We start from the raw sequence: 24,471 nt of genomic DNA, 5'->3' as shown, positions 1-24,471 counted from the left end.
CATGAACAAGCCTTCACCTCAGCGCCTACCGGAGCACCGAGAGTCGGCCCAGCGCCCGCCCCGCTGGGCCGACCGCCTACTGAGTTGGTTGACGCCCGCTGAGCTGCTGGAAGAGTTGCAGGGAGATCTCGAGGAGCAGTTTGCCCAGCAGGTTGACCAAGTCGGCCATCGCCGGGCTCGCTGGTGGTATGGGTTGGAAGCTCTAAAGGTCATTCGGCCCTATTACCTCAAGCGACGATTGGCCAGGCGAACCCACTGGCTGAGAACCTTCTTTCCAAAGCGACTCGCTACCACCCGTGCTTACTTTACTCCTGAACACCCCTCACCATCTCTAAGCAATCCGGATATGATTCGCAATTATTTTAAAATCGCCTGGCGCACCCTTTGGAAAAACAAACTGTTTTCATTAGTCAATATACTGAGCTTGTCACTGAGTATGGCGGTTGGCGTTATTCTTTTTACAGGCCTGAAAGCCACTTTTGATACAGACCATTTTCATCCAAAATTAAATCAAATCGTACGCATACTCACCCAGGAAACAACTGAGGGGGAACCAACCAAATGGGCAACCGCTCCATTGCCGTTGGTAACTCAATTGGACAGCATCTCCTTGGTTGAAAAAACGGTAAAAATACGGCTGGCAGGAAAGCATAACCTGCAAACCGACAGAGGTGACGTACCGCTTGACATAAAATTTTCAGAGCCTTCTTTTTTTGATGTTTTTGGCTTTAAACTGTTGTCCGGCAATGCACAAAGCCTTGCCATTAATCCCACCTCTCTTTTTTTAACTGAAAAAACAGCAAAAAAAATATTTGGCAGCACCAATGTCTTAGGACAAACTATTCAATTGGAAAAGTTGGGTGCTTATACCGTTGGGGGAATAATCCAGGACCCGCCATTAGAAACACATCTGCCCATTGAGGCAATGCTATCAATTCGTTCTGCTGAAATGCTTGAAAAAAAAGGAGCAATCAGTAGTATTTCACAAGATTGGGGAGCCTTCAAGAGTTCAGCAATGTATGCCCGTTTAAAATCAGAAGGTAATGTAGAGCAACTTAATGCAACGCTCCGGAACTATAGCCGGAAAGTGGATAAGAGCACTCTTCAATTTTTGGCACAACCCCTCGAAGATATTACCCCTGGAAAAATCGATCTTAAAAATAATCCCAATGCGGGCACTAGTTGGGAAGACGTAAAAACACAGCTAGTCATCATTCTATCGTTAACCCTTTTAGCTGCTTTCAATTATATCAGTTTGGCCTTGGCGCGTGCTTTCTCCCGGGCGCAAGAAGTAGGTGTTCGCAAAACCATAGGCGCAACAAGAGGACAAGTCATCGGTCAATTTTTAATGGAATCGACCCTAGTTGCCCTTTTTGCTTTATTGTTTACAGTGCCATGTGTTACTATTTTGGCCCACTATATACCCGATATGGATGATGTGACATTCTCCTGGGATATAGCCTTACTATTGACCTTGATGACCTACGCAGTTATCACTGGCTTAGTCGCAGGGGCATTTCCGGCCTGGCTATTGTCAGCGTTTCAGCCTATTCAGGTTTTGCGTAAAATGAAGAATATTAAGCTATTCCGGGGTGTTGCTGTTTACAAAGCGTTGATTGTCGTTCAATTTTCGGTGACCATTATGTTTATGATATTGGTTGTCATAGTCGGCGATTATGATAGAAAAAACAATGCAATCATCAGCTCAACTGTGCCATCCAATGTTCTGACGCTGGATTTAAAAGGTGAAAAATATCAAAACCTGCAAAACGAAATAAGTCAGTTAAGTCAGGTAGAAACGACTTTGGCCACTAACTGGTACTATGAGCCCATTAAAATGGGTAAAGATTCTGTAACGGTAAACGATAAAACGCTGGAAATAAATTACGTAAGTATTGACCCACGAACAATTGAAACAGAAGGTATCCGCTTACTAGCTGGGCAAAATTTTCCTTCAACTATGCCCCGGAGTACGGAGCAGTATGTGTTAGTGAATGAAGCTGCAGCAAAATTACTGGAATCTAAATCACAGCCCCTGGTGGGACAAAATCTTTTGCTGGACTCTGCCTCTGTACAAGTCATTGGCATCATACCCAATGACATTATTGGCCAACAACTCCCTTTAATCTATCGGTATTTGCCAAATGAAATAACCACCTTGACCATAAAAATAAAGCCAAATACAGAAATGGAAGCGACCAAGGCTATTCAATCGGTATGGAAAGATCATTTTCCGGAGAAAACAGCAAATCTTTATAACTTAAAAGCGTATCGTTATTCAGGAGAAATCAGTGGAGAAATGGAAATTTTTGGAGGATCGGCCCTGATTATCCTGATAATCGCTGCTTTAGGGATTTTAGGCATAGCCAGTTACTCCGTCGAAACGCACAATAAAGAACTGGGTATCAGAAAAATATTAGGAGCAACCAATATAAAATTGGTGTGGATAGTTACCAAGAATTTTGGCATACTTATCCTCATTGCCGGCCTTATTGGTGTTCCATCTGGCTTGTTTTGTGGCAATTTACTAAGAACAGAAATGGGCAGTAACCTTGATTTGGGTCTTATAAATATAAGCATAGCCTTTGGTTTGGTTGCTATAGTCGGACTTCTGACTGTCCTATCCCAAACCATTCGAGCGGGGCAAATTGAACCAGTAAACGTTTTAAAAGCAGAGTAAAAAAGCTGGCAGGTTGGGACGATGGCGAGACAATTAATTCTATTCTGCGCCAACATGACGAGACTGTAACGACCGATTACCAGTGGCGAGAAGGAGAACATGTTCCTAACAAAATGATTCTGCAGTGGTGCGGTGTAAGCTATTATTGACTTGATGGCTTTATGAGGTATGGTTGATACAGTTTTAGATACCGGTCTCAAAAACCTGTATCACAAATCAACGTTCCAATTTCTGTTATGAAGATGAGTTTGTGATACAAAAATCAAGTAAAGAAAACTTCCCTAAAAGAGGTTCATTCTTTTGTTTGAAAAACGAAAGCCAAGGAAACTATACATAATAAGGGCTGTAGTTTCATACAATGCCTCAATTGGGTCACTCCTGTAAATCCCTGCTTGATAATCTCTCACCCAATCAAAAATAGCGTAGCAGTAGCCCGCAAAGCAACCTAATACCCCTATTACCAAAAAGAATGTGAAAAAGTGGTTTTTCATATATATGCTATTTCGACTGATTTTTAGATAGTTATAAAACAGCAATCAATACTGAATGTTTTGTAAAGCCATATCATGCTCATAATTGAGAACAACTTTAGTCCATTAAAACAACCGTCTGATAGTGGTGTTTTATCAACCCTGATTCAATTCCGGCTAAAGTGTAGTGGTCCTATAGATGCGCTACAGTTGGAGGGGAAGAAAAATAAAACAAAACTATGTTTTTGCCTGTTTCCTAAAGCATCACGTTTCTTGTCCCAATAGTACGACTGTTCTCGAATCCGTTCTTTGCCGGATCGTATTTGGCAAAAGAACAGTGTTTCTGGTGACTTTTCAGCAGCAGCCTCCGCAGGTGTTTTGCCATTTAGTGAACTGTGTGGTCGCTGGTAATTATAGTAGAATTGCCATTCGCCTGCGATACAATACTCCTGAAGCATTTCCTGAAAAGAATGAGCGAAAAATTCCCGGCCTCGATCTGTCTGGGTGCGTTGAATGGGATAAACAAACTGTTCGAGTACCCGTTCCAAAAATCAACCGAGTTAGCGGCTGTTCTGCGTTTATAGGTGTCAATCATCAATGGCTGTGTACTGATAGATCCCTGACGCTATTTTACAAATATCCATGGCGCGGGCCACCCCGCTGTACATGATCTCCCGGCACTGGACGGGAATGAACGAATAGGGATTGCTGTTTACGGTAGCGCTTAATGGGCTCTCATCGATGCTTTTTGAGAATACGGGCCACAGTTGAAGCGGATAAACGGAGGTTATGCTGTTGAAAAAGAAGAGAGCTAATCCGAATTTTGCCTACATCGAATGAGTCACAAATTTGAAGCACCAGATCCTCCACCTGGTCATCAAACTTCTGACGGGCTAGATGGTGGGGTCAACGAGATTGGTCCGTCAATCCTTCCGTGGCTTGTCGTTTAATCCACCGCTGGAGTGTTGAGCGGGCAATGCCACATCGACGAGCGGCTACGCTTACAGAGCCCACTTGTCGATACACCGCCAGCCAAGTTTGACGGGCTTGGACGGAAGATGCTATCATAGGTGAGAGATTGATTAACCAAAAATAGCATATTTCCCAGAAACGAAGAACTACCTCAACTGTAGCGGATATTTCGAACCATCATACTCGTATTTACGCTCTTCACCGGTATAGATGTCCACGTACAGACTGATCTTGCCGTTAAACTGTGATTTCTTTCTGAGGGCAACCGCCATTTGCTGCCAATGGGTTTTCTTTCCGAGGTTAATTTACGAAAATCCAACCAAACCGAGTAACAAATAAGTAACAAACAAACGCAGATCAAAGGAAATTATAGGAAAACGGGCAAGGGCACAAAACACAAAAAGCCCTGATTTTCAGGGCTTTTTGTTTCTTTTATTTCCTTTGTTAGAGGAGTTTTGTACCGGGAACGGGAATCGAACCCGTACGGACATTACTGCCCACAGGATTTTAAGTCCTGCGCGTCTACCTATTCCGCCATCCCGGCGCGGTGGGGCCGCATTCTACAAAAAAAGCACCGCGAAGGGTGCTTTTGGAGCGAAAGACGGGGTTCGAACCCGCGACCTCGACCTTGGCAAGGTCGCGCTCTACCAGCTGAGCTACTTTCGCGTTCTCGCCGTTAACCGGCGTTTTGTGGATGCAAATATAAGGGGTCTTCGACGTTTGGCAAGTACTTTCTTGAAAAAAAATTGACAAAATCAGCCGCCAACCCAGTTCTGTTCTGATAATGAACCAATTAAAATCTTTCCCAAAACCTAAAAAACTGGACCGAAAACCGGATCCTTAAAACCGCCTTGCCGCTGTTGGGTTACATGGAGGGAAAATAAGGAATCAACCAAACTCCTAAGCTGTTAGGGATTAGCCGTATATTGCAGTTGTATTGGTCAATCCGGTTATTTTACCACCTATCCAGTTTGGTTTACAATTGTCTGATCGTTTCGCGAATTTTGATGTTGCATTAGTCTTAACTACCAAACGCTCACCAACCCAACAATTCGTTATTTTTGACTCATGAGTTACGAAACCATATTTTTCACCTGTTTTGCCCTGTTTGTCCTGCTCGTCATGGCCTTTGACCTGGGAGCCTTTTCGAAACGGAAAAGTCACGTGGTCAGTTTTAAGGAAGCCGGTACCTGGAGCGCCATCTGGGTGGCCCTGTCGATCGGGTTTTACTTTTTCATTAAAAATTACGGCTACCTCATCCACGGTATTACCGACATGGCCCGGCTGGAAGAAATCGGGAACCGCTATGCCGATCACCTCACGCTGATTCCGGGCGATTTTGAGCAAAGTCTGGCCATTTTCCAGAGCAACATGGCCCTGGAGTACATCACCGGGTATCTGGTCGAGTATTCACTATCCGCCGACAATATCTTTGTATTCATCATGATTTTCGCGTCGTTTGGCGTGCGGGAGCGGTTCTACAAAAAGATTCTGGTCTGGGGAATTCTGGGCGCGATTATCCTGCGGTTTATCTTCATTTTCGTCGGTTCGGCGCTCCTGCAACGGTTCGAGTGGATTATCTATATTTTCGGTGCTTTTCTGGTCTATACCGGTTTCAAACTGTTCTTTGAGAAAGACGAAGACCAGCAGATGGAACCCAAAAACCATCCCGTGGTAAAACTCTCGGCGAAATACCTGAACGTGTACCGCCGGAATGTGATCGACCACTTTTTCGTCCGCCGGAAAACCGACCGCAAACTGTTCGTGACCCCATTGTTCATCGTCGTCATCGTTGTGGCCTTCACCGACCTGGTGTTCGCCGTCGACTCGATTCCGGCCATTTTCTCGATCACCAAAGACCCCTATATTGTCTTTTTCTCGAACGTATTTGCCATCATGGGGCTGCGGTCGATGTTCTTCTTCCTGTCGAGCATTATGAGCAAGTTCCGATTCCTCAAAACCGGTCTGGCGGTCCTGCTGACGTTCATCGGTTTAAAAATGATCTTCCATAGCTGGCTGGAATCCGTTGGGTTTGAAACGGTTTACTCCCTGTATGTCATTCTGACCATTCTGGGCGTTAGTATTGTAGCGTCCTGGCTGATTCCAGAAAAGAAGAAGGAACCCGAAGAAGTGCAGATTTAACGCCTTTACGGGCCGGTTCTCAGCCTGAGAACCGGCCCGTAAAGGCCAAGTTGGCAGCTACGTATCACGAATATAAATCGGCGCCGGGCTTTAGCCCGTGGGTACTTTATGCAGTTATCCCCGACCGTTCTCAAAGCCTATCTCAAACGCCTGACCAACCTCAGCAGTCGTAACCGGTCCCTGCTACTGACGAGCTTGCCCGCCGAGCAGTTTCTGGACCTGCACGAGACGGATTTTCTGGACAATAAACCATCGTTTGATCTCATCCGGCACCTGATCGCCCGTCGCCCGACCATTCCGCTCTGCGATGTGCTCGATAGTCGGCGGGAAAAGGGCAATGAAGTCAGTAAAAAGCTGCGAAAAATTGCCCGCACCGACCGGTTTATTGAAGAAGAACGGGGATCGGAGGACTTGTACGTAGGTTACCCGTTTATCCGGGGAAAGCTCGCCGATGGCACGGTGATCCACGCTCCGCTGATCTTTTTTCCGGTTCATCTCGAGCAACAGGGCAACAAGTGGCTGCTGGTTCGACGACCCGACGGGCCCATCACGCTCAACCGCAGCTTTCTGATGGCCTATGCCTATTACAACCAGTATATTCTGCCGGATGCGGTTTTGGAACATACTCTGGATGAATACGACAAGGATAGCACGGTTTTTCGCACCCAACTCTACGAATGGCTGAAAACCAGTCCGTTGGAAATCAATTTTAACCAGGATCTTTTTACCGATCAGCTTCAGTGGTTCAATACCCTGAAAAAATCGGACCTGGAGAAACTCGAACGAAACGGGGAACTCAAGCTCTACCCCGAAGCGGTTTTGGGCATATTCCCGCAGGCGGGTTCGTACCTTGTGCCGGATTATGAAACGTTACTGGAAGGAGAAGTGCTGGAAAGAGAGGAAGAAAATAGCCCCCTGCCCGCTCCTTCCTTTTCGCCTTTTCTGCTTGCCGCCACGGCTTCTCTCTCTTCCATCCGCGAAGAAAATCTGCACACGCCGTTGCCCATCGACGCATCACAGGAAGAAGCGATTCGGCGGATCAAAGCGGGGGAGTCAATGGTGGTGCAGGGACCGCCGGGCACGGGAAAATCGCAGTTGATCGGCAACCTGATGGCCGATTTTGCCGCACAGGGCAAGCGGGTTTTACTGGTTTGCCAGAAGCGGGCCGCGCTGGACGTAGTCTACGAACGACTTCGGCAAGTTGGCATGCAGCCTTTTTCGGCCCTCATCCACGATTTCAAAAACGATCGCAAAGCGCTCTATGACCAGATTGCCGGACAAATCGAGCGCGTGGAAGAGTACCGCAAACAGAATTACGGGCTCGACGCCATTCTGCTGGAACGGAACTTCGATCAGGAATGCCGCCGGATTGATCAAACGCTGGCCGAACTGCAAACGTTCAAGGATGCGCTCTTCGACGAATCGGAAGCGGGTATTTCCGCCAAGCAGCTCTACCTGAGCAGCAATCCAACGGGCGCGGCCATTCCGATGGCCGATTTATACACCCAGTTCCGGCCCGATTCCGTCGCCGGTTTTGTCGAAAAACTCCGGGAATACAGCGCCTACATCGACCGCCTTGGCCCCCACCATCCGTGGGCCGACCGGATTTCGTTGGCCCATTTTTCATTCCACCAGCTACCGGTTCTGAAGCAGCAACTGCAGGCATTACCGGACATTGTACAATCAGTTACCGATCGGGCGCAACAGCTGACAAACCGCACGTTTTCGCTGGCCGACTGGCAAACCGTCCAGGAAGAGGAATGGGAAACGACTGCTTTGCTGACGTTCCTGAACGCCGAACCGGCAGCACTCCGCTGGCAGTGGATTCGGCGTCTGCAACACCAGCCCGGTCACCCGCTCGGGCAGGCGGAACCGGAAGACCTGGAACGCCTTGAACAGGACGTACAGGAAAGTTTAAACGGAAACGGGATCGAACAAAGCCTGTCAGTCAGCGACTTGCCAAATACCGCGCAGCGGCTGCAGGAAGCCATTGAAAGCCGGTCCTCGTTTGTCGGGCGAACAGTTTGGGGATTATTCAGCAAAGACAAAACCGGTTTACAGCAGCTCGCAGCGGCCAATGGCCTGGCACTCAACGACGAAACCTTGCCGGTTTTGCTGGAAAAAGTACAGCGCCGCATCCGGTTTGAAATCCTCCGGCAGCAGCTGGAGCTGAAAACCGAGGAAGCCGTTACGCCCGAAAATGCCCTGCAAACCGGGCGAACGGCCCGACAAGCCCTCGAAGCCATTCGCCGGTTGAACACCATTTCCTGGTTGGCAAACCTGCCCGCATCCCGGCTGGAAACCGTTACGGTTTTCACCCAAACCGCCCGGGAACTCCTCCAAACCGCCCGCGACCTGGCCACCCGGCTGGGCCAGTGGCAGATCTTTCTGAGCGACACCCAAATCCGGCGGCTCTGGCTGGCTCCGTCTCAAACCGACGAATGGATTCGTTCCCTGGAACGCGATATTGATCTGCTGATTGAAGCGGATCGTCTGAAAGAACAGTTTACCAGCGCCGAACGGGAAATTATAGACCGCCTGGGGGAACCCCTATCCGTCGACCGGTTTTTAAACAGCCTGCATCTGGCCTGGATCGAACACCTTGAAAACCGCAACCCAATCCTGCGGGGCGTGTCGTCGCTAAAAGTCAACCAGTTAGAAAATACCTTACAGGAAAGTGTTCTAAAAAAACAAACGCTAAGCCGGCAGATCCTGGGCGTCAAACTCCGCGAACAAACCTATCAGAATCTGGCGTTTAACCGCCTGAACAACCTCGTGACGTACCGCGACCTGAACCATCAGGTGACCAAAAAACGCACGATCTGGCCGGTTCGGAAGTTGATGGAACAGTTTTCGGACGAAGTGTTTCAGCTGGTTCCCTGCTGGATGGCGTCGCCGGAGTCGGTTTCGGCCATTTTCCCGATGAAACCGGACTTGTTCGATCTGGTTATTTTTGATGAGGCTTCCCAGTGCTTTGCCGAAAACGGCATTCCGGCGATGTACCGCGCCAGACAGGTGGTCATTACCGGCGACAGCAAGCAACTGCAACCGAGCGATTTGTACCGCATCCGGTTCGAAACCGCTCCCCACGAGGAAACGCCCGTCGAGCTGGAGGTAGAATCGCTGCTCGATCTGGCGACGCATTATTTTCCGCAGACGCAGTTGCGTGGCCACTACCGCAGTCGTTCGATTGACCTGATTGATTTTTCAAACCGGCTTTTTTACAAAAATTCGCTGCACCTCCTCCCCGACTTTCACCAGCTCAACCGCCGGGAGCCCGCCATTCGGTACCTCAATGTCAAAGGAAGCTGGGAAAATAACACGAACGAAACCGAAGCCCGCGCCGTGGTGGAGCTGATCGATCAACTGGCGGAGGAACTGCCAGGGCGTTCCGTTGGCGTCGTGACGTTCAACTTTCAGCAGCAACAACTGATTCAGGAATTGCTGGAAGAACACGCGCTGGCCGGAATGACGGAAGGGGCGGTTTCAGATTTAAAATCTGAATCCGACAAGGCTGCGGATTTTAAATCCGCAGCAGCGGCACCCCGGTCTACCGAAACCACCTTTGTCAAAAACATCGAAAACGTGCAGGGCGACGAGCGGGATGTGATCATTTTTTCCATTGGGTATGCCCCGGATGCACGCGGACGTCTGTCGGCCCAGTTCGGGAGTCTGAATGCCCGGGGGGGCGAAAACCGCCTGAATGTGGCCGTAACCCGCGCCCGCGAACGGGTGTACATTGTGACAAGTATTTACCCACAGCAATTGTCTGTCGAAAATACCGCCAACGAAGGGCCGAAAATTCTGAAGCAATACCTGGAATACGCTCTGTCGGTGGCCGAAGGGGCCTACACGCCCCAACCGCGCCAAACCGACCGGGTTGCGGGTGCCCGTTTGCTCAAAGACGAACTGGAAGATGCGCAGAAAGGCCTGGTCGAAGAATTGCCCTTTGCCGACCTGACCCGCAAAACCGCCGGGCAGTATACCGGACTGCTGCTCACCGACGATAATCTGTACTTCGAAAGCAGCCCCAAAGATGCCCACGCCTACACGCCTTTTGCGCTCCGGCTCAAAAACTGGCCCTTCCAGCGGGTGTATAGCCGCGAGTACTGGCGGGGGCGCGTGGACCCGGCGGATAACCCGCCGTCGGCGTCGTGAACGAGGGAATTAGCTGTCCATTAATCTCTCTTCCGGATCGACAGCACTTTGATTCGATTGATAGATGGGGCACAACTGTCGGGACTTTCGATTTGGTAACGGATCCAAACCGAAACCGGACTTTCTGGCTTGCCTTCACAGTAAGTCGGTATTAAGTTGATTATCAGATAGGATTGATCGTTTATACTAACATCAACTCCACCTATTCCGCAACGCTTACCCCAGTTATCAATTTCAAGGTACCCTTTGGTTAAAGCGGCTACTTCACCGGGCTCCTTTTCACCCCCCTTGCAGGCTGCCAGTGAAATCAACAGTATCAGTATTCCGTATACTTGTCTCATCATGGAAGTTCATTGGTCTAAGCATTATAGAAATCATTTCATTCAGGACACTTCATTCCTCAAAAAGGTTGGATTGCGGTGCTGTATAAAATGACAAAACCGCCTTACTCGCTCTTGTACCGGACGGTTTCATCGACCGCGTCAAATGGCCATTGCTTCCGGATTTTGGCGGTCATCAGAAACACGACGATGCCCAGACCGATCACCGTCAGACCGGACAGCATAAACGTCCAGCCCGTTGAAACGAAAATGAACGCCCAGATGACAATAACCACCAGAACCGGTAACGGATAAAGCGGCATTTTGAAGGGGAACGATGTAGCCGGTTTGCGCCGGTGCAACAGCAGCAACCCGATGGCCTGCCCGATAAACTGCACGACGATCCGCATCGCCAGAATGGCCGTAATCACGTCGGATAAGCGGAACAGTAAACTGAAACCGAAGCCCAAACCGCCCAGAAACAGCAGCGATATGTAGGGAAAATGCCGGGTGGGATGCAGTTTGGCAAAAATCCGGAAAAACTGCCCGTCGGTGGCTGCCGCGTACGGAACCCGTGAATAGCCCAGCAAAACCGCAAACAGGGAGGAAAAAGCCACAACCAGCACCATGAAGGTGGCGATGGAGCCCGCCCGCGACCCATACAGCCGCTCGACGACCGCGCTGATGATGAATTCGCTATGCTGCGCTTCCTGCCACGGGATCACCCGCACCACGCTCCAGTTCATGGCCAGGTACAGGGCCGCAATACCGAGCACCGAAATCAGCATGCTGATGGGAATAATCCGGGATGGGTTGCGGATTTCACCGCCGAGGTGGCAGACATTGTAATAGCCCAGGTAACAATAAATGGTTTTGACGGAAGCAATGCCCAAACCGGCCCCGAATAAGCCGGTCAGCGACTCGCCCGACGGCAGGGCCAGCGAAACCGGCTGCTGTCCGCCCGTCAGCCCGCCCCAGATGATCCAGCCCAGCGTCGCCAGCACGCACCCCCATAACAGCACGCTAATACGGCCAATGGACTCAATTTTGCGGTATAACAACAGGGTAATCAGAATGACGACGCCCCCGGAAACGGCTTTGCGTTCCCAGCCTTCCAGTGGGATCAGGTATGAAGCATACTGCGCAAAACCGATGGCTCCCGACGCCACCACCAGCGGGGCCTGAATCATGGTTTGCCAGACATACAGGAAGGAGAATAGTTTGCCCCAGCGTTTTTCGCCGTAGGCTATTTTCAGGAAATTATAACTCCCGCCCGCCTGCGGATAAGCCGCCCCCAGCTCCGACCACACCAGCGCATCGATGAGCGAAATAACCGCTCCCAGAATCCACGCCCATAAAAAATGCGGCCCGCCCATGAGTTGAATCACCAGCGGTAAGACCACAAACGGCCCGATACCGACCATATCGATCATGTTCAAAGCCGTGGCCTGTAACAAGCCCAGCCGCCGGGGCAAAGGCGCAGAATCCGTAGAAGAAGACACTAGTCAGGTTGATTAAGAAGCAAAAAGGCACTCTATCCGGAAAACCGAAGGGGTCAGGCAGCGCACATCACCGCATAGCCGTCCAGCTCTTTCATGTAACACGCCAGCTTTTCGACGAACGCATCGGTATAGGGCGGCAGTTGTTTGTTTTTCAGGGTCGCTGCGTACCAGGTACGCAGCAGGCGCTTTTCCGTCAGCGAAACCGCCGTCAGCTCGCCGGATTTCAGGTAAGGACGAATCACCCAGTTGGGTAACATCGCGACGCCCATCCCGGCTTTGACCATTTCCAGAATTCCTTCCGTCAACGTCATTTTATACACCCGCTGCGGGCGGTTGTTTTTAAAAAGCATCCGAAAATTGGAGCTTTCCTCCTCCGGAATGTTGTACATGACGTAATTCTGACCGGCAAACTCATCGATTTCGACCCAGCCACGACGCGCCCATTCGTGATCTGGTGCCACAATCACGACAAACTCATCCTGAAAAAGCGGGGTATAGTCCAGTTTGGGATTTTGGCCATCCTCCAGAATGGCCACGTCAATCTTGTTTTCGAGCAGGTGCCGCTCGGCAAAATGCGTGGCCTCAATGTCAATTTTCACCTCCACTTTCGGATATACCTCCCGGTAGGCCCGCAAAAAACCGGATAGCCAGTGATACGAGGTGTAACATTCCGTACAGAGCCGGACTTCACCGGCCTCCTTATCGGTCAGACATTTGACCTTTGCTCGGGTTTCGGCCACTTCCTGCAAAATCTTCTCGGCGGCTTCCAGCACCACGGCCCCGGCATCCGTCAGGAGCATCTGCTTCTTGTCACGAATGAAGAGCTGGGTGTTGAAAAAGCCTTCAATTTCTTTCAATTGATGACTCAGGGCCGATTGGGTCAGGTACAGCCGGTCGGCGGCTTTGGTCAGGTTGCCGCTCGCAGCTACCTCTTTAACCATCTGAAGGTGCCGGATTTCCATGATGAATAAAATTCATGATTTCGACAAAAATAATTCGTTTTGCTCATATTCCAAAACTCCGCACCTTTGTTCCGAAACGAAACAACAACACAGAATGAAAACGATCCCCCAACAAGTACTAATGACCCTATTTTTCGGTTTCGTCGTTTTGATCGCGAATGCACAGCCCACGAATTCGGGTGAAACCTCCCCCGAAAAAAGCACCTTTGAAGCCAACATGTTCCTGGGGCAGCGGGAAAAAGTCAACCTGATGCTGGCAGTTCGTCAGCCCAAACGCGTAACGATCCGGCTGAAAGACGCCCGCCATGCCGTGCTCTACCGGGAGTCGCTGCGCAAAGCGCCGGCCAATCACTGGCGCAAATTCAATTTTGAAGGCATGAAAACCGGCACGTACTACCTGGAGATCAGCAGCGGTCAGCAGGTGATGGTCCGCCAGATTGAGGTAGGTTTGCTGCCGGCCACCCAGCCCCAGCGGTTTATCAGCTACGTTCCGGCGAAGTAAGTCCGCACCGAACCGATGACCAAGAGAGCTTTCCTGCGCGCAGGAAAGCTCTCTTGGTTTAGCCCCCTGGCCCGTTCGAAATCGTTATCGGAAACATCCCGTAACTAGGGAAAACCGGGCGGGTTTTCTATTTTGCACGACGAGGGCCGCGCCGGGCCTCCCGCCGGCCATAAAAAACGTGACTAATCCCAACCCTATTCCTATGAAAACCAACCGCTATCACCTGCCCGGACTGCTTTTTTTCTGCCTGTGGGTGTTGATTCCGGCCAGCCTGCTGGCTCAGCCAAAGCGAAAAGCCGCCGATCCTAAAACCTGGAAGCTAGGCGTTGCGCTGTATACCTTCAACCCATTTCCGTTTCCCGAACAACTGGCCAAGGCCGACAGCGCCGGTTTGAAATTTGTCGAAGGCTACACCTTCGGAAAAGCCGGGGCCGAACTGCGGGACTCGCTGATTATGAACCTGTCCCCTTCTGGTATTAAAAAACTTACTGGATATGTCCGCGACAAAGGCTTGCTGATGGAATCCATTTACCTGACTGGCGGCAAAACGATCGACAAATGGGTCAGTGAATTCAAAATTGCGAAGCAACTGAACGTCAAATACGTTACCGCCGAACCGCCCGTCGATCTCTGGGATGCCGTGGACAGCCTGGCCGGGGCCTACGGAATGAAGGTCGCCCTGCACAATCACTGGCAAGGGGTGAGTGCCTACTGGCACCCCGATTCGGTGCTGGCAGCCCTCAAAAACCACCCGAATTTCCGGGTTTGCGCCGACCTGGGTCACTGGCCCAAGAGCGGTATCAATCCGGTCGAGGGGCTCCGAAAACTCGAAGGCCATCTGATTGCGCTCCATCTGAAAGATATTGCGGCCTACAACGACCCCAAACTGAAAGATGTTCGGGTCGGTACGGGCGTGATCGATTTCCCGGCAGTTTTCAGGGAATTGCAACGCCAGGGCTTTACCGGTCATATCATCATCGAACGGGACACGCAGGAAAAGCCCAGCAATTTGCCGTCGGTCATTCAAACGGTCCGGTACTACCGCGAAACAATTGGTATGAAACCGGTTCGGTAAAGCCGGTTTTCAAAAACGGTTAAAACCGCCTTCCGGGAAGCGTCAGCGCCACCAATTCTGACAAGCGCCCTGGGTAAAAACCGGTTCGAACGAAAGGCCGTCCCAACCCGGGGCGGCCTTTCTGACGACAAGAGATCCGATTGAATAGCGTTCGGAATTAGTGGATGGCCATAAACCGGGCCGGTGTGCTGGGTTGCTGCGTATTCAGGGTCAGGGTTTGCGTGGTAGTTTCCTGGCCGTTGCTGACCTCCACCTGGTAGACTCCGTCGGGCAGATTACTCACATCCAGCCGCATCCGGGCGGTGGAGCGTTTTTTGGTAATTTCCTGAACGAAGAATGTTTTCCCGGTGGCATTGGTCAACCGAACCGTGACCCAGCCCCCAACTTCTTTATTGACGGCAATTTGCAGTTTACCTTCGGCAGTGGTGAACATACCACTCTGAAAAGCGGCCGCTTTTTTCGGACGGCCAGCCGGGTTATTGATTTCGGCCTGAGCAGCCGTGAAGCCGACGAAAGTCAGGGTAAAGGCAACGAGCAGGGATTTGACGAGCGTTTTCATGGCTTTATGTGTTTAGAGTTGTTGTCCGTTTGGATGATACAAAGGTCCGCATCCGGCCACGAAACGACTGTCACAAATGAGTCAATCCCTGTCACTTTTGGGAAAAGGAGCCTAAATCGGGGAAAACCGCATCCGGCTACGCAAAAAAAAAGCCTCAGAGAAAATCTCCAAGGCTAATCATTGTATCTAAAAACCGTCAACTTATTTCAGGACGGCACATCCACGGACTAAAGTCCTTGGGTACGTTATACATCACAAATCTGGATGCTTTCCCGGAGTGACGTCAGCGGATCGCGTTTGGGAATAAATTCCTGCGCAACGAATCCTTTATAACCGGTATCGACGATGGCCTGCATAATCGCCGGGTAATACAACTCCTGCCCGTTATCGATCTCGTTACGGCCCGGATTGCCGCCCGTGTGGTAGTGACCGAAATACTGGTGATCGCGCCGGATCGTGCGGATGATGTCGCCCTCCATGATCTGCATGTGGTAGATATCGTACAGCAGCTTGAAATTTTCGGAACCGACCCGCTTGCAGAGTTCAACGCCCCAGGCCGAATGATCGCACATATAATCCTTGTGATCCACTTTGCTGTTAAGCAGTTCCATGATCATCGTCACGCCGTGTTTTTCGGCGCTGCTCATCAAACGTTTCAACCCCACGGCGCAGTTTTCCAGCCCTTTCTCGTCATCCATGCCCCGGCGGTTTCCCGAGAAACAGATCACGTTCTTCAGCCCGGCTTCTTTCAACTTGGGGAAAATGGCTTCGTAGCTGGCCACCAGTTCGTCGTGCCACTTCGGATCATTAAAACCGTCGTTGATCCCTTTGCCGGCGCCCTGGGCCATCGAACAGGTCAGCCCGTATTTTTTGACGACCGGCCACTCGTTCGGGCCCAGCAGGTCGATGCCGGTCAGGCCGATTTCTTTAGCGGCTTTGGCAAAGTCCTCCAGCGGTATTTTACCGTAGCACCATTTACAGGCCGAATGGTTGATCCGGCCCTTCAGGGGAGGATACACGGTTTTTTCGGTAGCTTCCATCTGAGCAGCGAATGAGTCAATAACAGAAAAGGTCAGGGCGGTTCCGGCGAGTGTCTTGATGGCCGAACGGCGGGAAGGAGATTTCATAGCGATTTGAAAGAGTGAAAGAACGAAAGAGTGAAAGAGCGATACCGAATAATGCGCAACAGCGACTCACTCATTCACACTTTCACGCTTTCGCCATTAGAGTTCTCGGATCCGGATATTCCGGTACCATACTTTGTCGCCGTGATCCTGCAGGGCGATGCGGCCCGTATCGAATTTATTGAATCCTTCCCAGCCTTTGAATTTGCTTTCGCTGACCATTTTGTCCCATTCCGGGCCGCTGGTTTTGTATTCAACCACTTTCTTGCCGTTCAGGTAATGCTGCACGGTGCCATTATTCACGACTAACCGCACTTTATTCCATTCGCCCGCCACTTTCTGAGCGGAGAAATCCGAGGGCGGCAGCAGGTCATAGAGCGCTCCGGAAGTACGGTTTCCGTTCTTACCCGCTTTGGCATCCGGGTGGCGCTCGTTATCCAGCACCTGCATTTCCGGACCGGTATTGTACGAGCTTTTGAATTTCGGATCTTCGTGCACCCGGTAAATGATGCCGCTATTGCCTTTTTCCGAAATTTTCCATTCCAGTTCCAGCTCGTAATTGGTGTATTCCTTGTCGGTTACAAGATCCCCCCCGCCCCGGCTCACCAGGGTAATCGCGCCGTCTTCCACCTGCCATTTATCCGAAACCGGCTGGCCCTGTTTCAGGTAATTATGCCAGCCCGCCAATGTCTTGCCATCAAAGAGTTTTACCCACTTGCCTTTTTTGGGGCCAGTGGCCTGAGCCTGAGCCATATTCGCAACATTGATAACCAGAGCCAACAAGACCACACGGGTCGCCATGCTGAGCAAAATTTTCATAAATGATGAATTTGAGGTCAATTTCTTACTGCACAATTACAGCGGAACAATATTAGAAAACCGGTTCGGTTGCGGCAACTTTTTTGGCAAAAAACATCCCATCAAAATCAACGGAAGTCTTGATACTTCGCCAGCGCCGGGATCCGTCGAAATCAGGCGGACCGTTTCGATAGCTGAATTCCTACTCGACAGATCGAACAGCCAGCCCTGACAACGGTGTTTATTTTCGATAGCTTTGCTTTGGATGCTCTCATCAGGTCCAGGGCTAATCATTCGGCTTTATTAGTACATTCGCAAAACCGAATGAGCCGGGGAGCTTCCCCTTTACATTATGTTAGATCAGTACAAACAGCAACACCCGTACCTGGTAGCCCTGGATTCCATTATTTTCGGATTTGATGGCGAAAGCCTGAAAGTTTTACTGGTGAAACGGGGGGTGGAAGAAAAAACCTGGTCGCTGATGGGAGGCTGGTTACAACCCGACGAAAGCCTGGAGCAGGCCGCCAGCCGGATTCTGTTTGATCTGACGGGCCTGACCAACGTGTATCTGGAGCAATTACACGCGTTCGGGAATCCGGATCGGGACCCGATCGTGCGGACGGTTTCGGTAGCCTACTTTTCGCTCGTGAAGATTGCCGATTACGAGTCAAAAATCTCGGGAACCTTTCAGGCACAGTGGTTTTCAATCTATGATTTGCCCCCGCTGCTTTTCGACCACGGTGATATGGTCGATCTGGCCATCAAGCGGTTGCGCTACAAAGCCGCCCAGCACCCGATCGGTTTTGAACTCCTGAACGAAAAATTTACCATTCCACAACTCAAGAAGCTCTACGACGCCATCTACAACACCGAGTTCGACAAACGCAACTTCAGCCGCAAAATCCTGTCGACCAACCTGCTGATCAAACTGGCGGAAAAACAGAAAGGGTTTTCGAAACGGGGCGCCTTCTACTATAAAGTCGATACCGAAAAGTACCACCTGGTTGCTGATTCTTTTTTGAACTTTATCCCCGGTTAATAGAAGCTTTTCCTGAAGTTCTTCCGGGTATAATTCTATTCTTCGTCCGAATAAGAAAATTTTTATCGAAAAAACATTAGTTGTCGTATTGACAATTAAAAAATAAATGTCAACTTTACAATTATTATAAGTGTCAGATTGACACAACAGGAAAAGGTCTGTTTTAGGAGTGCTGCGGAGTGGCGTTTACTACGCCCGCTCAAAGACGACTCCGCGGAAGGGCCTTCCCCAATGGGGTACACTTAATTTATCATCGCTTACTAACTTATAACGTATGACAACCGTCGCACTGGGAGAAAAAACATACTTCAAGGGAATCGATACGATTTCGTACGAAGGCCCCAAATCGAAAAATCCGCTGGCGTTCAAATGGTACAATCCCGACCTGGTTCTCGGCGGCAAAACGCTGCGGGAGCAGTTGCGGTTTGCGGTCAGCTACTGGCACACCTTCACGGGCGCGGGTGGTGATCCATTCGGCCCCGGCACCCGGGTTTTTGAGTGGGATCAGCACGAGGATGCCAATGTGCGGGCGCAGATGCGGATGGACGCGGCGTTTGAGTTTATTACCAAACTCGGCGTACCGTACTACTGCTTCCACGACATTGACCTGGTGGAGGATGCTCCCACGGTACTGGAATACGAAAACCGTATGCAGGCCATTGTTGACTACGCCCGACAAAAGCAGAAACAAAGCGGAGTGAAACTCCTGTGGGGCACAGCCAATGTCTTCTCGAACCCGCGTTACATGAATGGAGCCGCGACGAACCCGGACTTTGCGGTGCTGGCCTACGCCGGAACGCAGGTTAAAAACGCCATTGATGCCACCATCGCGCTGGATGGTGAAAACTACGTTTTCTGGGGTGGCCGCGAAGGGTATATGTCCCTACTGAACACCAACATGAAACGGGAAATCGAGAACCTGGCCCGGTTTCTGACCATGGCCCGGGATTATGCCCGGAAACAGGGCTTTAAGGGGACATTCTTCATCGAACCCAAACCGATGGAGCCCACCAAGCACCAGTATGATTACGATGCGGCCACGGTTATCGGTTTTCTGCGGCAATACGGTCTGGACCAGGATTTCAAACTGAATGTTGAAGTCAACCACGCGACGCTGGCCGGACATACCTTCGAACACGAGTTGCAGGTGGCCGCCGATGCCGGCATGCTGGGCAGCATCGACGCCAACCGGGGCGATTACCAGAATGGCTGGGATACCGACCAATTCCCTATCAATCTGTACGAATTGACGGAAGCGGCCCTGGTTATTTTGCAGGCTGGTGGTATCAAACCCGGCGGGATTAACTTCGACGCCAAAGTCCGGCGGACCTCCACGGATCCGGAGGATCTGTTTATTGCGCACATCAGCGGCATGGATGCGTTTGCCCGGGCCTACATCGTGGCGGATGCCATCCTGCGCGATTCCGACTACCTCAAATTCCGGGCGGAGCGGTATGCTTCCTTTGACGAAGGGCAAGGAAAGGCTTTTCGGGAAGGCCAGTTGACGCTGGAAGATTTGCGGAAGTATACCCTCGAAAACGGCGAGCCGCCCCTCCGGAGCGGTAAGCAGGAATGGCTGGAAAGTCTGATCAATCAATATATCTGATCGAACAGAGTGTTCCGGTTTTCCTTCTGCCGAAGCCAGGCAGAAGGAAAACCGGAGAATAATTTTTATCCGTATACAATTACCTATCTCTATTAATTTCCAGGCCCTTCCCGGGCCTGGATTCCCTCAAAACCCGGTTATTAATAGGTGAAATAGTAGTGCAAAATGTAGGGGAATAGCTAGCGCTCCCCTTACATTTTTTTGATTTTACCTGCTGCTTTGTAAGGGTCACAAACTGCGTAGAAGAAAAAAGGAGTTGCCAATGTCTTAAATCAATAGCAAAAAGAGTAACGGTTTACTTGAGAAGATGATGAAGCTTATTAATTGAACCTGTGATTTACCATTACCTACCCAACTCATGCGCCGGTTTTTCTTTTTGTTTTTTATCAGTATTTCAACGGTTGGCATTTCGCAGCAAAAGCCAGCACTAAAACTTTGGTATAACCAGCCCGCCGGCAAAACCTGGGAAAATGCCCTGCCCATCGGAAACGGCCGACTGGGGGCCATGATCTACGGCAATGTGCCAAAGGAAACCGTTCAGTTGAACGAACATACGGTTTGGTCTGGTGGCCCCAACCGGAACGACAACCCGGATGCCCTGGCCGCTCTGCCCGAAATCCGGCAACTCATTTTTGATGGGAAGCAGAAAGACGCCGAGAACCTGGCCAACAAAGCCATTATTACCAAAAAGTCGCACGGGCAAATGTTTCAACCTGTGGGCAACCTCCACCTCACCTTCGAGGGTCACGAAAACTATTCCAACTATTACCGGGAACTCGATCTTGAAAAGGCCGTTGCCAAAACTACTTACACAGTAGATAGCGTGACGTATACCCGCGAACTAGTCGCGTCCTTTCCCGACCGGGTCATCGTCATGCACTTGACCGCGAGCAAGCCGGGACAACTTTCGTTTACGGCCTCTTTTGCGACTCCGCAGACGAATGCGACCATCAAAACCACCCCCGCGCGGGAACTGACCCTGGCCGGAACGACCTCAGACCATGAGGGCGTCAAGGGGCAAGTGAAATTTAAAGGAATAGCACGCATTAAAACCCAGGGGGGCAGCCTGTCGGCCAACGACTCGACCCTCACGGTAAATGGGGCCAATACCGCCACGATTTACGTTTCCATCGCCACCAATTTCAACAACTACAAAGACCTGAGCGGAGACGAAAACGCCCGCGCGTCGGCGTACCTCAATAAAGCCTATCCCAAATCGTACGCGGCCCTTTTAAAACCGCATATTGCGGCCTACCAAAAATATTTCAACCGGGTGAAGCTCGATCTGGGCGGTACGGGTTCGGCAGAGGCCGCCAAACTCCCAACCGACGAACGGCTTAAAAATTTTCGCACGACGAACGACCCTTCGTTTGTCGTCTTGTATTACCAGTATGGGCGTTATCTGCTGATTTCATCCTCCCAACCCGCCCGCAACGGCGAAGCAGGACAACCGGCCAACCTGCAAGGCATCTGGAACCACCGGATGCGGCCACCCTGGGACAGCAAATACACCATCAACATCAACGCCCAGATGAACTACTGGCCCGCCGAAAAAACCAACCTGGCCGACCTGCACGAACCTTTCCTCAACATGGTGCAGGAACTGTCGGAAACCGGTCAGGAAACCGCCCGGGTCATGTACGGTGCCCGGGGCTGGATGGCCCACCACAATACCGACATCTGGCGGGCAACCGGGGCTATCGATGGCGCTTTCTGGGGCATGTGGATCGGCGGGGGCGGCTGGCTCAGTCAGCACCTCTGGGAACATTACCTGTACAATGGCGATAAAACCTACCTGGCCACCATCTACCCGGTTTTAAAAGGAGCTGCGCAGTTTTACGCCGATTTCCTGATTGAGCATCCGAAATACCACTGGCTGGTGGTTAACCCCGGCAGTTCACCCGAGAATGCGCCGAAGGCCCACGCCGGTTCGTCGCTGGATGCCGGTACGACAATGGACAACCAGATTGTTTTCGACGCCTTCAGTACGGCAATCCGGGCTGCGGAATTGCTGAAAAAGGACGCGGCTTTTGTGGACACACTCAAGCAAAAACGCAGTCGGCTGGCGCCCATGCACGTGGGAAAATTCGGCCAGTTGCAGGAGTGGCTGGACGACGTCGACGATCCCAACGATCACCACCGGCACGTGTCGCACCTGTACGGTTTGTTTCCGTCTACCCAGATTTCTGCCTATCGGACGCCGGAGCTGTTTAACGCATCGCGCACCACGCTGCTCCACCGCGGAGATGTGTCGACGGGCTGGAGCATGGGCTGGAAAGTCAACTGGTGGGCAAGGTTGCAGGACGGCAACCACGCGTATACCCTGATTCAGAACCAACTTTCACCCCTGGGTGCCAACCCGGAGGGTGGAGGAACCTACAACAACCTGTTCGACGCGCACCCGCCTTTCCAGATTGACGGCAACTTTGGCTGTACGTCCGGTATTACGGAAATGCTGATGCAAAGCGCCGACGGAGCGATTCACTTGTTGCCTGCCCTGCCGGATGTCTGGCCGGCGGGCCAGATCAGCGGTTTGCGGGCCATCGGCGGTTTTGAGGTGGTGAGTATGCAGTGGAAAGACGGTAAATTGACCCAGGTTCAAATCCGCTCCAATCTGGGGGGTAACCTGCGCCTGCGGGTTCCCAATGCGCTGAAAGGAAGCAATGGATTGGTTCTGAAAGCCGCTTCCGGTCCGAACCCTAATCCGTTTTACCAGACCGAGGAGACGCCCGCGCCCGTGATGGCATCGCCGGGGAATCAAACCACTCCGACACCGAAAGAAACCCGGCTTTACGATATTTCGACTCAGGCCGGAAACGTATATACGCTGGTGAGTGAGTAGTTGACCGATTGCTTTTAATCGCTTACTAAAATGAAAAAAAAAGCATTTTCGACTGTTTTAACGGCATTTTGGTTTATTCTGAGTACGAGCCTCCTGGCCCAGACAACCACGCTGGTCAACCCGATTCTGACCGGTTTTTACCCCGATCCGAGCGTCGTGAAGGTGGGGCCGGACTACTACCTCGTTCATTCGACGTTTTCCTACTTCCCCGGCATTCCGGTTTTTCACAGCCAGGATTTGAAAAACTGGAAACAGATCGGCAATGTCATAGACCGTCCTTCCCAGATGGATTTCATGGGCGAACGGCTGACCCGGGGCTTATTTGCGCCGGCCATCAGTTATTACAAAGGCACGTACTACCTCACCTGCACCGACATTGACCACGACGGCAACTTTGTGGTAACGGCCAAAAATCCCGCCGGTCCGTGGAGCGATCCGGTAAAAATTCCGCAGGTGCGAGGCATTGATCCCTCCATCTACTTTGACGAAGCAACTGACAAAGCCTACATTCTGTACAATAGCGATGCCCCCAACCACAAACCATTGTACTCAGGGCACCGGACCATCCGCATGTATGAATTTGATTACCAGCAGTTAAAAGTAGTCGGAGAAGAAAAGCAACTGGTGAACGGTGGGGTCGATCTCAGCAAAAAACCGGTTTGGATTGAAGCCCCCCATATCCTGAAACGAAACGGCTGGTATTACCTCTACGCGGCCGAGGGAGGGACGTCGGTCAATCATTCGGAGGTGGTCTTGCGCAGCCGGGATGTCTGGGGGCCTTATGTACCGTTTGAAGGCAATCCGATCCTGACGCAGCGGGAACTGCCGGCCGACCGGAAAGACGCCATCACGTCGGCGGGTCATGCGCAGTTTGTGGATGGGCCCGACGGCCAGATGTATTGCATTTTTCTGGCCGTTCGGCCCTACGAAGGCGATTATTACAATACCGGTCGTGAAACGTTCATTGCGCCTGTTACCTGGAAAGACGACTGGCCCATGGTCGAGCATGGGGAGAAGGCTATTGCGTACCAATACCCGGTTAATTATAAGGAAATCAAACAAAAAGGAGCGTTGCCCCAGTCGGGAAATTTCGCCTACACGCTGACCTTCGACAAGGAGCTGGACCCATCGTTCCTGTTCATGCGCACCCTCGATAAAAGCTGGTATTCGCTTTCGAAGAAACAGGGACTGACGCTGAAACTCAAGCCCGAAACCGTCATGGAACTGGGCAACCCGTCGTTCATCGGGAAACGCCAGCAGCACCTGTTCAGTACGGCTGAAACCGCGCTGGAGTTTGCGCCAACCTCGGAAAAAGAAAAAGCGGGGCTGATCATTCTTCAGGATGAGGGCCATTTCTACTGGGTGTGTAAATCCAAATCGCAAGCGAAAGACGTTCTCCAACTCTACAAAAGCAAGCCCCGATCAAACGAGATGGAATTGCTGACGGAAGTACCGTTAACCGGAAAAACCGGGAAGGTAGGGCTTCGCATCAGTTCCCTGGGCGATACGTATCGTTTCCAGTATTCCACCGATGCGAAAAACTGGCTGCTTCTGAAAGACCAGGTGGACGCCAAATTCCTGAGTTCCAAAGTAGCGGGGAGCTTTATTGGCTGTCTGTACGGAATGTATGCGACCTCGTCGGGGGATCCCAGCACGAATTCGGCTTCGTTCCAGTACCTGAAATACGCGGGCGACGACCCGATGTTCAAGTAATCGGAGG

17 protein-coding genes and 2 tRNA genes are annotated in these 24,471 nt (G+C 51.2%); 9 read left to right on the top strand and 10 right to left on the bottom strand.

Annotated elements, in window-relative coordinates; translation table 11 throughout:
• Position 1 precedes the first annotated feature (1 nt).
• A complete protein-coding gene (locus ACFPMF_RS08120) occupies positions 2–2,680 on the top strand; it encodes a permease prefix domain 2-containing transporter (RefSeq protein WP_379842954.1) in 2,679 nt (892 codons plus the stop codon).
• Positions 2,681–3,317: 637 nt separating this feature from the next.
• Here the strand turns inward: ACFPMF_RS08120 and ACFPMF_RS08115 are convergent.
• The 4 genes from ACFPMF_RS08115 to ACFPMF_RS08100 all read right to left on the bottom strand — a co-directional run bounded on the left by ACFPMF_RS08115 (position 3,318) and on the right by ACFPMF_RS08100 (position 4,788).
• Entirely contained in the window at positions 3,318–3,608 is a 291-nt protein-coding gene (locus ACFPMF_RS08115) for an integrase core domain-containing protein (RefSeq protein ID WP_379844554.1), read from the bottom strand.
• Between the two features lie 448 nt (positions 3,609–4,056).
• Complete coding sequence (locus tag ACFPMF_RS08110; protein ID WP_379842952.1) at positions 4,057–4,218, bottom strand: helix-turn-helix domain-containing protein; 162 nt, start codon at positions 4,216–4,218, stop codon at positions 4,057–4,059.
• Positions 4,219–4,580: 362 nt separating this feature from the next.
• Positions 4,581–4,666: transfer RNA gene (locus tag ACFPMF_RS08105), tRNA-Leu, on the bottom strand.
• Between the two features lie 46 nt (positions 4,667–4,712).
• Positions 4,713–4,788 (bottom strand) — tRNA-Gly (locus ACFPMF_RS08100).
• Positions 4,789–5,190: 402 nt separating this feature from the next.
• On the opposite strand from ACFPMF_RS08100, the gene ACFPMF_RS08095 reads away from it, so the two are divergent.
• Both ACFPMF_RS08095 and ACFPMF_RS08090 read left to right on the top strand, forming a co-directional pair.
• Positions 5,191–6,264: a TerC/Alx family metal homeostasis membrane protein gene (locus ACFPMF_RS08095; RefSeq protein ID WP_379842949.1), complete on the top strand. Its 1,074-nt coding sequence runs from the start codon at positions 5,191–5,193 to the stop codon at positions 6,262–6,264.
• Positions 6,265–6,372: 108 nt separating this feature from the next.
• Complete coding sequence (locus ACFPMF_RS08090; protein ID WP_379842946.1) at positions 6,373–10,422, top strand: AAA domain-containing protein; 4,050 nt, start codon at positions 6,373–6,375, stop codon at positions 10,420–10,422.
• Positions 10,423–10,867: 445 nt separating this feature from the next.
• On the opposite strand, the gene ACFPMF_RS08085 is transcribed toward ACFPMF_RS08090, so the two are convergent.
• Both ACFPMF_RS08085 and ACFPMF_RS08080 read right to left on the bottom strand, forming a co-directional pair.
• Positions 10,868–12,244, bottom strand: a complete 1,377-nt coding sequence (locus ACFPMF_RS08085) for an APC family permease (RefSeq protein ID WP_379842944.1) — start codon at positions 12,242–12,244, stop codon at positions 10,868–10,870.
• 53 nt (positions 12,245–12,297) lie between these two features.
• Entirely contained in the window at positions 12,298–13,206 is a 909-nt protein-coding gene (locus ACFPMF_RS08080) for a LysR family transcriptional regulator (protein WP_379842941.1), read from the bottom strand.
• Between the two features lie 121 nt (positions 13,207–13,327).
• Between ACFPMF_RS08080 and ACFPMF_RS08075 the strand changes: the two genes are divergently transcribed.
• Entirely contained in the window at positions 13,328–13,708 is a 381-nt protein-coding gene (locus ACFPMF_RS08075) for a hypothetical protein (RefSeq protein ID WP_379842939.1), read from the top strand.
• A gap of 202 nt (positions 13,709–13,910) precedes the next feature.
• A complete protein-coding gene (locus ACFPMF_RS08070) occupies positions 13,911–14,783 on the top strand; it encodes a sugar phosphate isomerase/epimerase family protein (RefSeq protein WP_379842937.1) in 873 nt (290 codons plus the stop codon).
• A 157-nt stretch (positions 14,784–14,940) separates the two neighbouring features.
• Here the strand turns inward: ACFPMF_RS08070 and ACFPMF_RS08065 are convergent, their stop codons facing one another.
• From ACFPMF_RS08065 to ACFPMF_RS08050, 4 genes are all read right to left on the bottom strand, one after another.
• Positions 14,941–15,342: a T9SS type A sorting domain-containing protein gene (locus tag ACFPMF_RS08065; protein WP_379842934.1), complete on the bottom strand. Its 402-nt coding sequence runs from the start codon at positions 15,340–15,342 to the stop codon at positions 14,941–14,943.
• 245 nt (positions 15,343–15,587) lie between these two features.
• A complete protein-coding gene (locus tag ACFPMF_RS08060) occupies positions 15,588–16,469 on the bottom strand; it encodes a hydroxypyruvate isomerase family protein (protein WP_379842932.1) in 882 nt (293 codons plus the stop codon).
• Between the two features lie 96 nt (positions 16,470–16,565).
• Positions 16,566–17,219 (bottom strand): 3-keto-disaccharide hydrolase, encoded by a 654-nt coding sequence (locus ACFPMF_RS08055; RefSeq protein WP_379844551.1) that lies wholly within the window; start codon positions 17,217–17,219, stop codon positions 16,566–16,568.
• Positions 17,220–17,321: 102 nt separating this feature from the next.
• Positions 17,322–17,558, bottom strand: a complete 237-nt coding sequence (locus ACFPMF_RS08050; protein WP_379842930.1) for a hypothetical protein — start codon at positions 17,556–17,558, stop codon at positions 17,322–17,324.
• 58 nt (positions 17,559–17,616) lie between these two features.
• Between ACFPMF_RS08050 and ACFPMF_RS08045 the strand changes: the two genes are divergently transcribed.
• The 4 genes from ACFPMF_RS08045 to ACFPMF_RS08030 all read left to right on the top strand — a co-directional run bounded on the left by ACFPMF_RS08045 (position 17,617) and on the right by ACFPMF_RS08030 (position 24,464).
• Entirely contained in the window at positions 17,617–18,303 is a 687-nt protein-coding gene (locus ACFPMF_RS08045; protein WP_379842928.1) for an NUDIX hydrolase, read from the top strand.
• A 274-nt stretch (positions 18,304–18,577) separates the two neighbouring features.
• Positions 18,578–19,909 carry a xylose isomerase gene (xylA, locus tag ACFPMF_RS08040; RefSeq protein ID WP_379842925.1) on the top strand — a complete coding sequence of 444 codons (1,332 nt, stop codon included), beginning with the start codon at positions 18,578–18,580 and terminating at the stop codon, positions 19,907–19,909.
• A 358-nt stretch (positions 19,910–20,267) separates the two neighbouring features.
• A complete protein-coding gene (locus ACFPMF_RS08035; protein WP_379842923.1) occupies positions 20,268–22,751 on the top strand; it encodes a glycoside hydrolase family 95 protein in 2,484 nt (827 codons plus the stop codon).
• Between the two features lie 30 nt (positions 22,752–22,781).
• Positions 22,782–24,464: a glycoside hydrolase family 43 protein gene (locus ACFPMF_RS08030; RefSeq protein ID WP_379842920.1), complete on the top strand. Its 1,683-nt coding sequence runs from the start codon at positions 22,782–22,784 to the stop codon at positions 24,462–24,464.
• Positions 24,465–24,471 lie beyond the last annotated feature (7 nt).

It is taken from the genome of Larkinella bovis (assembly GCF_042655385.1).
Classification (GTDB): domain Bacteria; phylum Bacteroidota; class Bacteroidia; order Cytophagales; family Spirosomataceae; genus Larkinella; species Larkinella bovis.
Note: the sequence above shows the minus strand (reverse complement) of the source record. Positions and strands in the feature narration are given on the sequence as shown.

Bases quoted from the DNA above. Each gene is read 5' to 3' on its own strand.
- ACFPMF_RS08035 (WP_379842923.1), top strand. From the start codon at position 20,268: ATGCGCCGGTTTTTCTTTTTGTTTTTTATCAGTATTTCAACGGTTGGC.
- ACFPMF_RS08055 (WP_379844551.1), bottom strand. From the start codon at position 17,219: ATGGCTCAGGCTCAGGCCACTGGCCCCAAAAAAGGCAAGTGGGTAAAA.
- ACFPMF_RS08110 (WP_379842952.1), bottom strand. From the start codon at position 4,218: ATGATAGCATCTTCCGTCCAAGCCCGTCAAACTTGGCTGGCGGTGTAT.
- ACFPMF_RS08080 (WP_379842941.1), bottom strand. From the start codon at position 13,206: ATGGAAATCCGGCACCTTCAGATGGTTAAAGAGGTAGCTGCGAGCGGC.
- ACFPMF_RS08070 (WP_379842937.1), top strand. From the start codon at position 13,911: ATGAAAACCAACCGCTATCACCTGCCCGGACTGCTTTTTTTCTGCCTG.
- ACFPMF_RS08115 (WP_379844554.1), bottom strand. From the start codon at position 3,608: ATGCTTCAGGAGTATTGTATCGCAGGCGAATGGCAATTCTACTATAAT.
- ACFPMF_RS08045 (WP_379842928.1), top strand. From the start codon at position 17,617: ATGTTAGATCAGTACAAACAGCAACACCCGTACCTGGTAGCCCTGGAT.
- ACFPMF_RS08060 (WP_379842932.1), bottom strand. From the start codon at position 16,469: ATGAAATCTCCTTCCCGCCGTTCGGCCATCAAGACACTCGCCGGAACC.
- ACFPMF_RS08030 (WP_379842920.1), top strand. From the start codon at position 22,782: ATGAAAAAAAAAGCATTTTCGACTGTTTTAACGGCATTTTGGTTTATT.
- ACFPMF_RS08075 (WP_379842939.1), top strand. From the start codon at position 13,328: ATGACCCTATTTTTCGGTTTCGTCGTTTTGATCGCGAATGCACAGCCC.
- xylA (WP_379842925.1), top strand. From the start codon at position 18,578: ATGACAACCGTCGCACTGGGAGAAAAAACATACTTCAAGGGAATCGAT.
- ACFPMF_RS08065 (WP_379842934.1), bottom strand. From the start codon at position 15,342: ATGAAAACGCTCGTCAAATCCCTGCTCGTTGCCTTTACCCTGACTTTC.
- ACFPMF_RS08095 (WP_379842949.1), top strand. From the start codon at position 5,191: ATGAGTTACGAAACCATATTTTTCACCTGTTTTGCCCTGTTTGTCCTG.
- ACFPMF_RS08090 (WP_379842946.1), top strand. From the start codon at position 6,373: ATGCAGTTATCCCCGACCGTTCTCAAAGCCTATCTCAAACGCCTGACC.
- ACFPMF_RS08050 (WP_379842930.1), bottom strand. From the start codon at position 17,558: ATGATTAGCCCTGGACCTGATGAGAGCATCCAAAGCAAAGCTATCGAA.
- ACFPMF_RS08120 (WP_379842954.1), top strand. From the start codon at position 2: ATGAACAAGCCTTCACCTCAGCGCCTACCGGAGCACCGAGAGTCGGCC.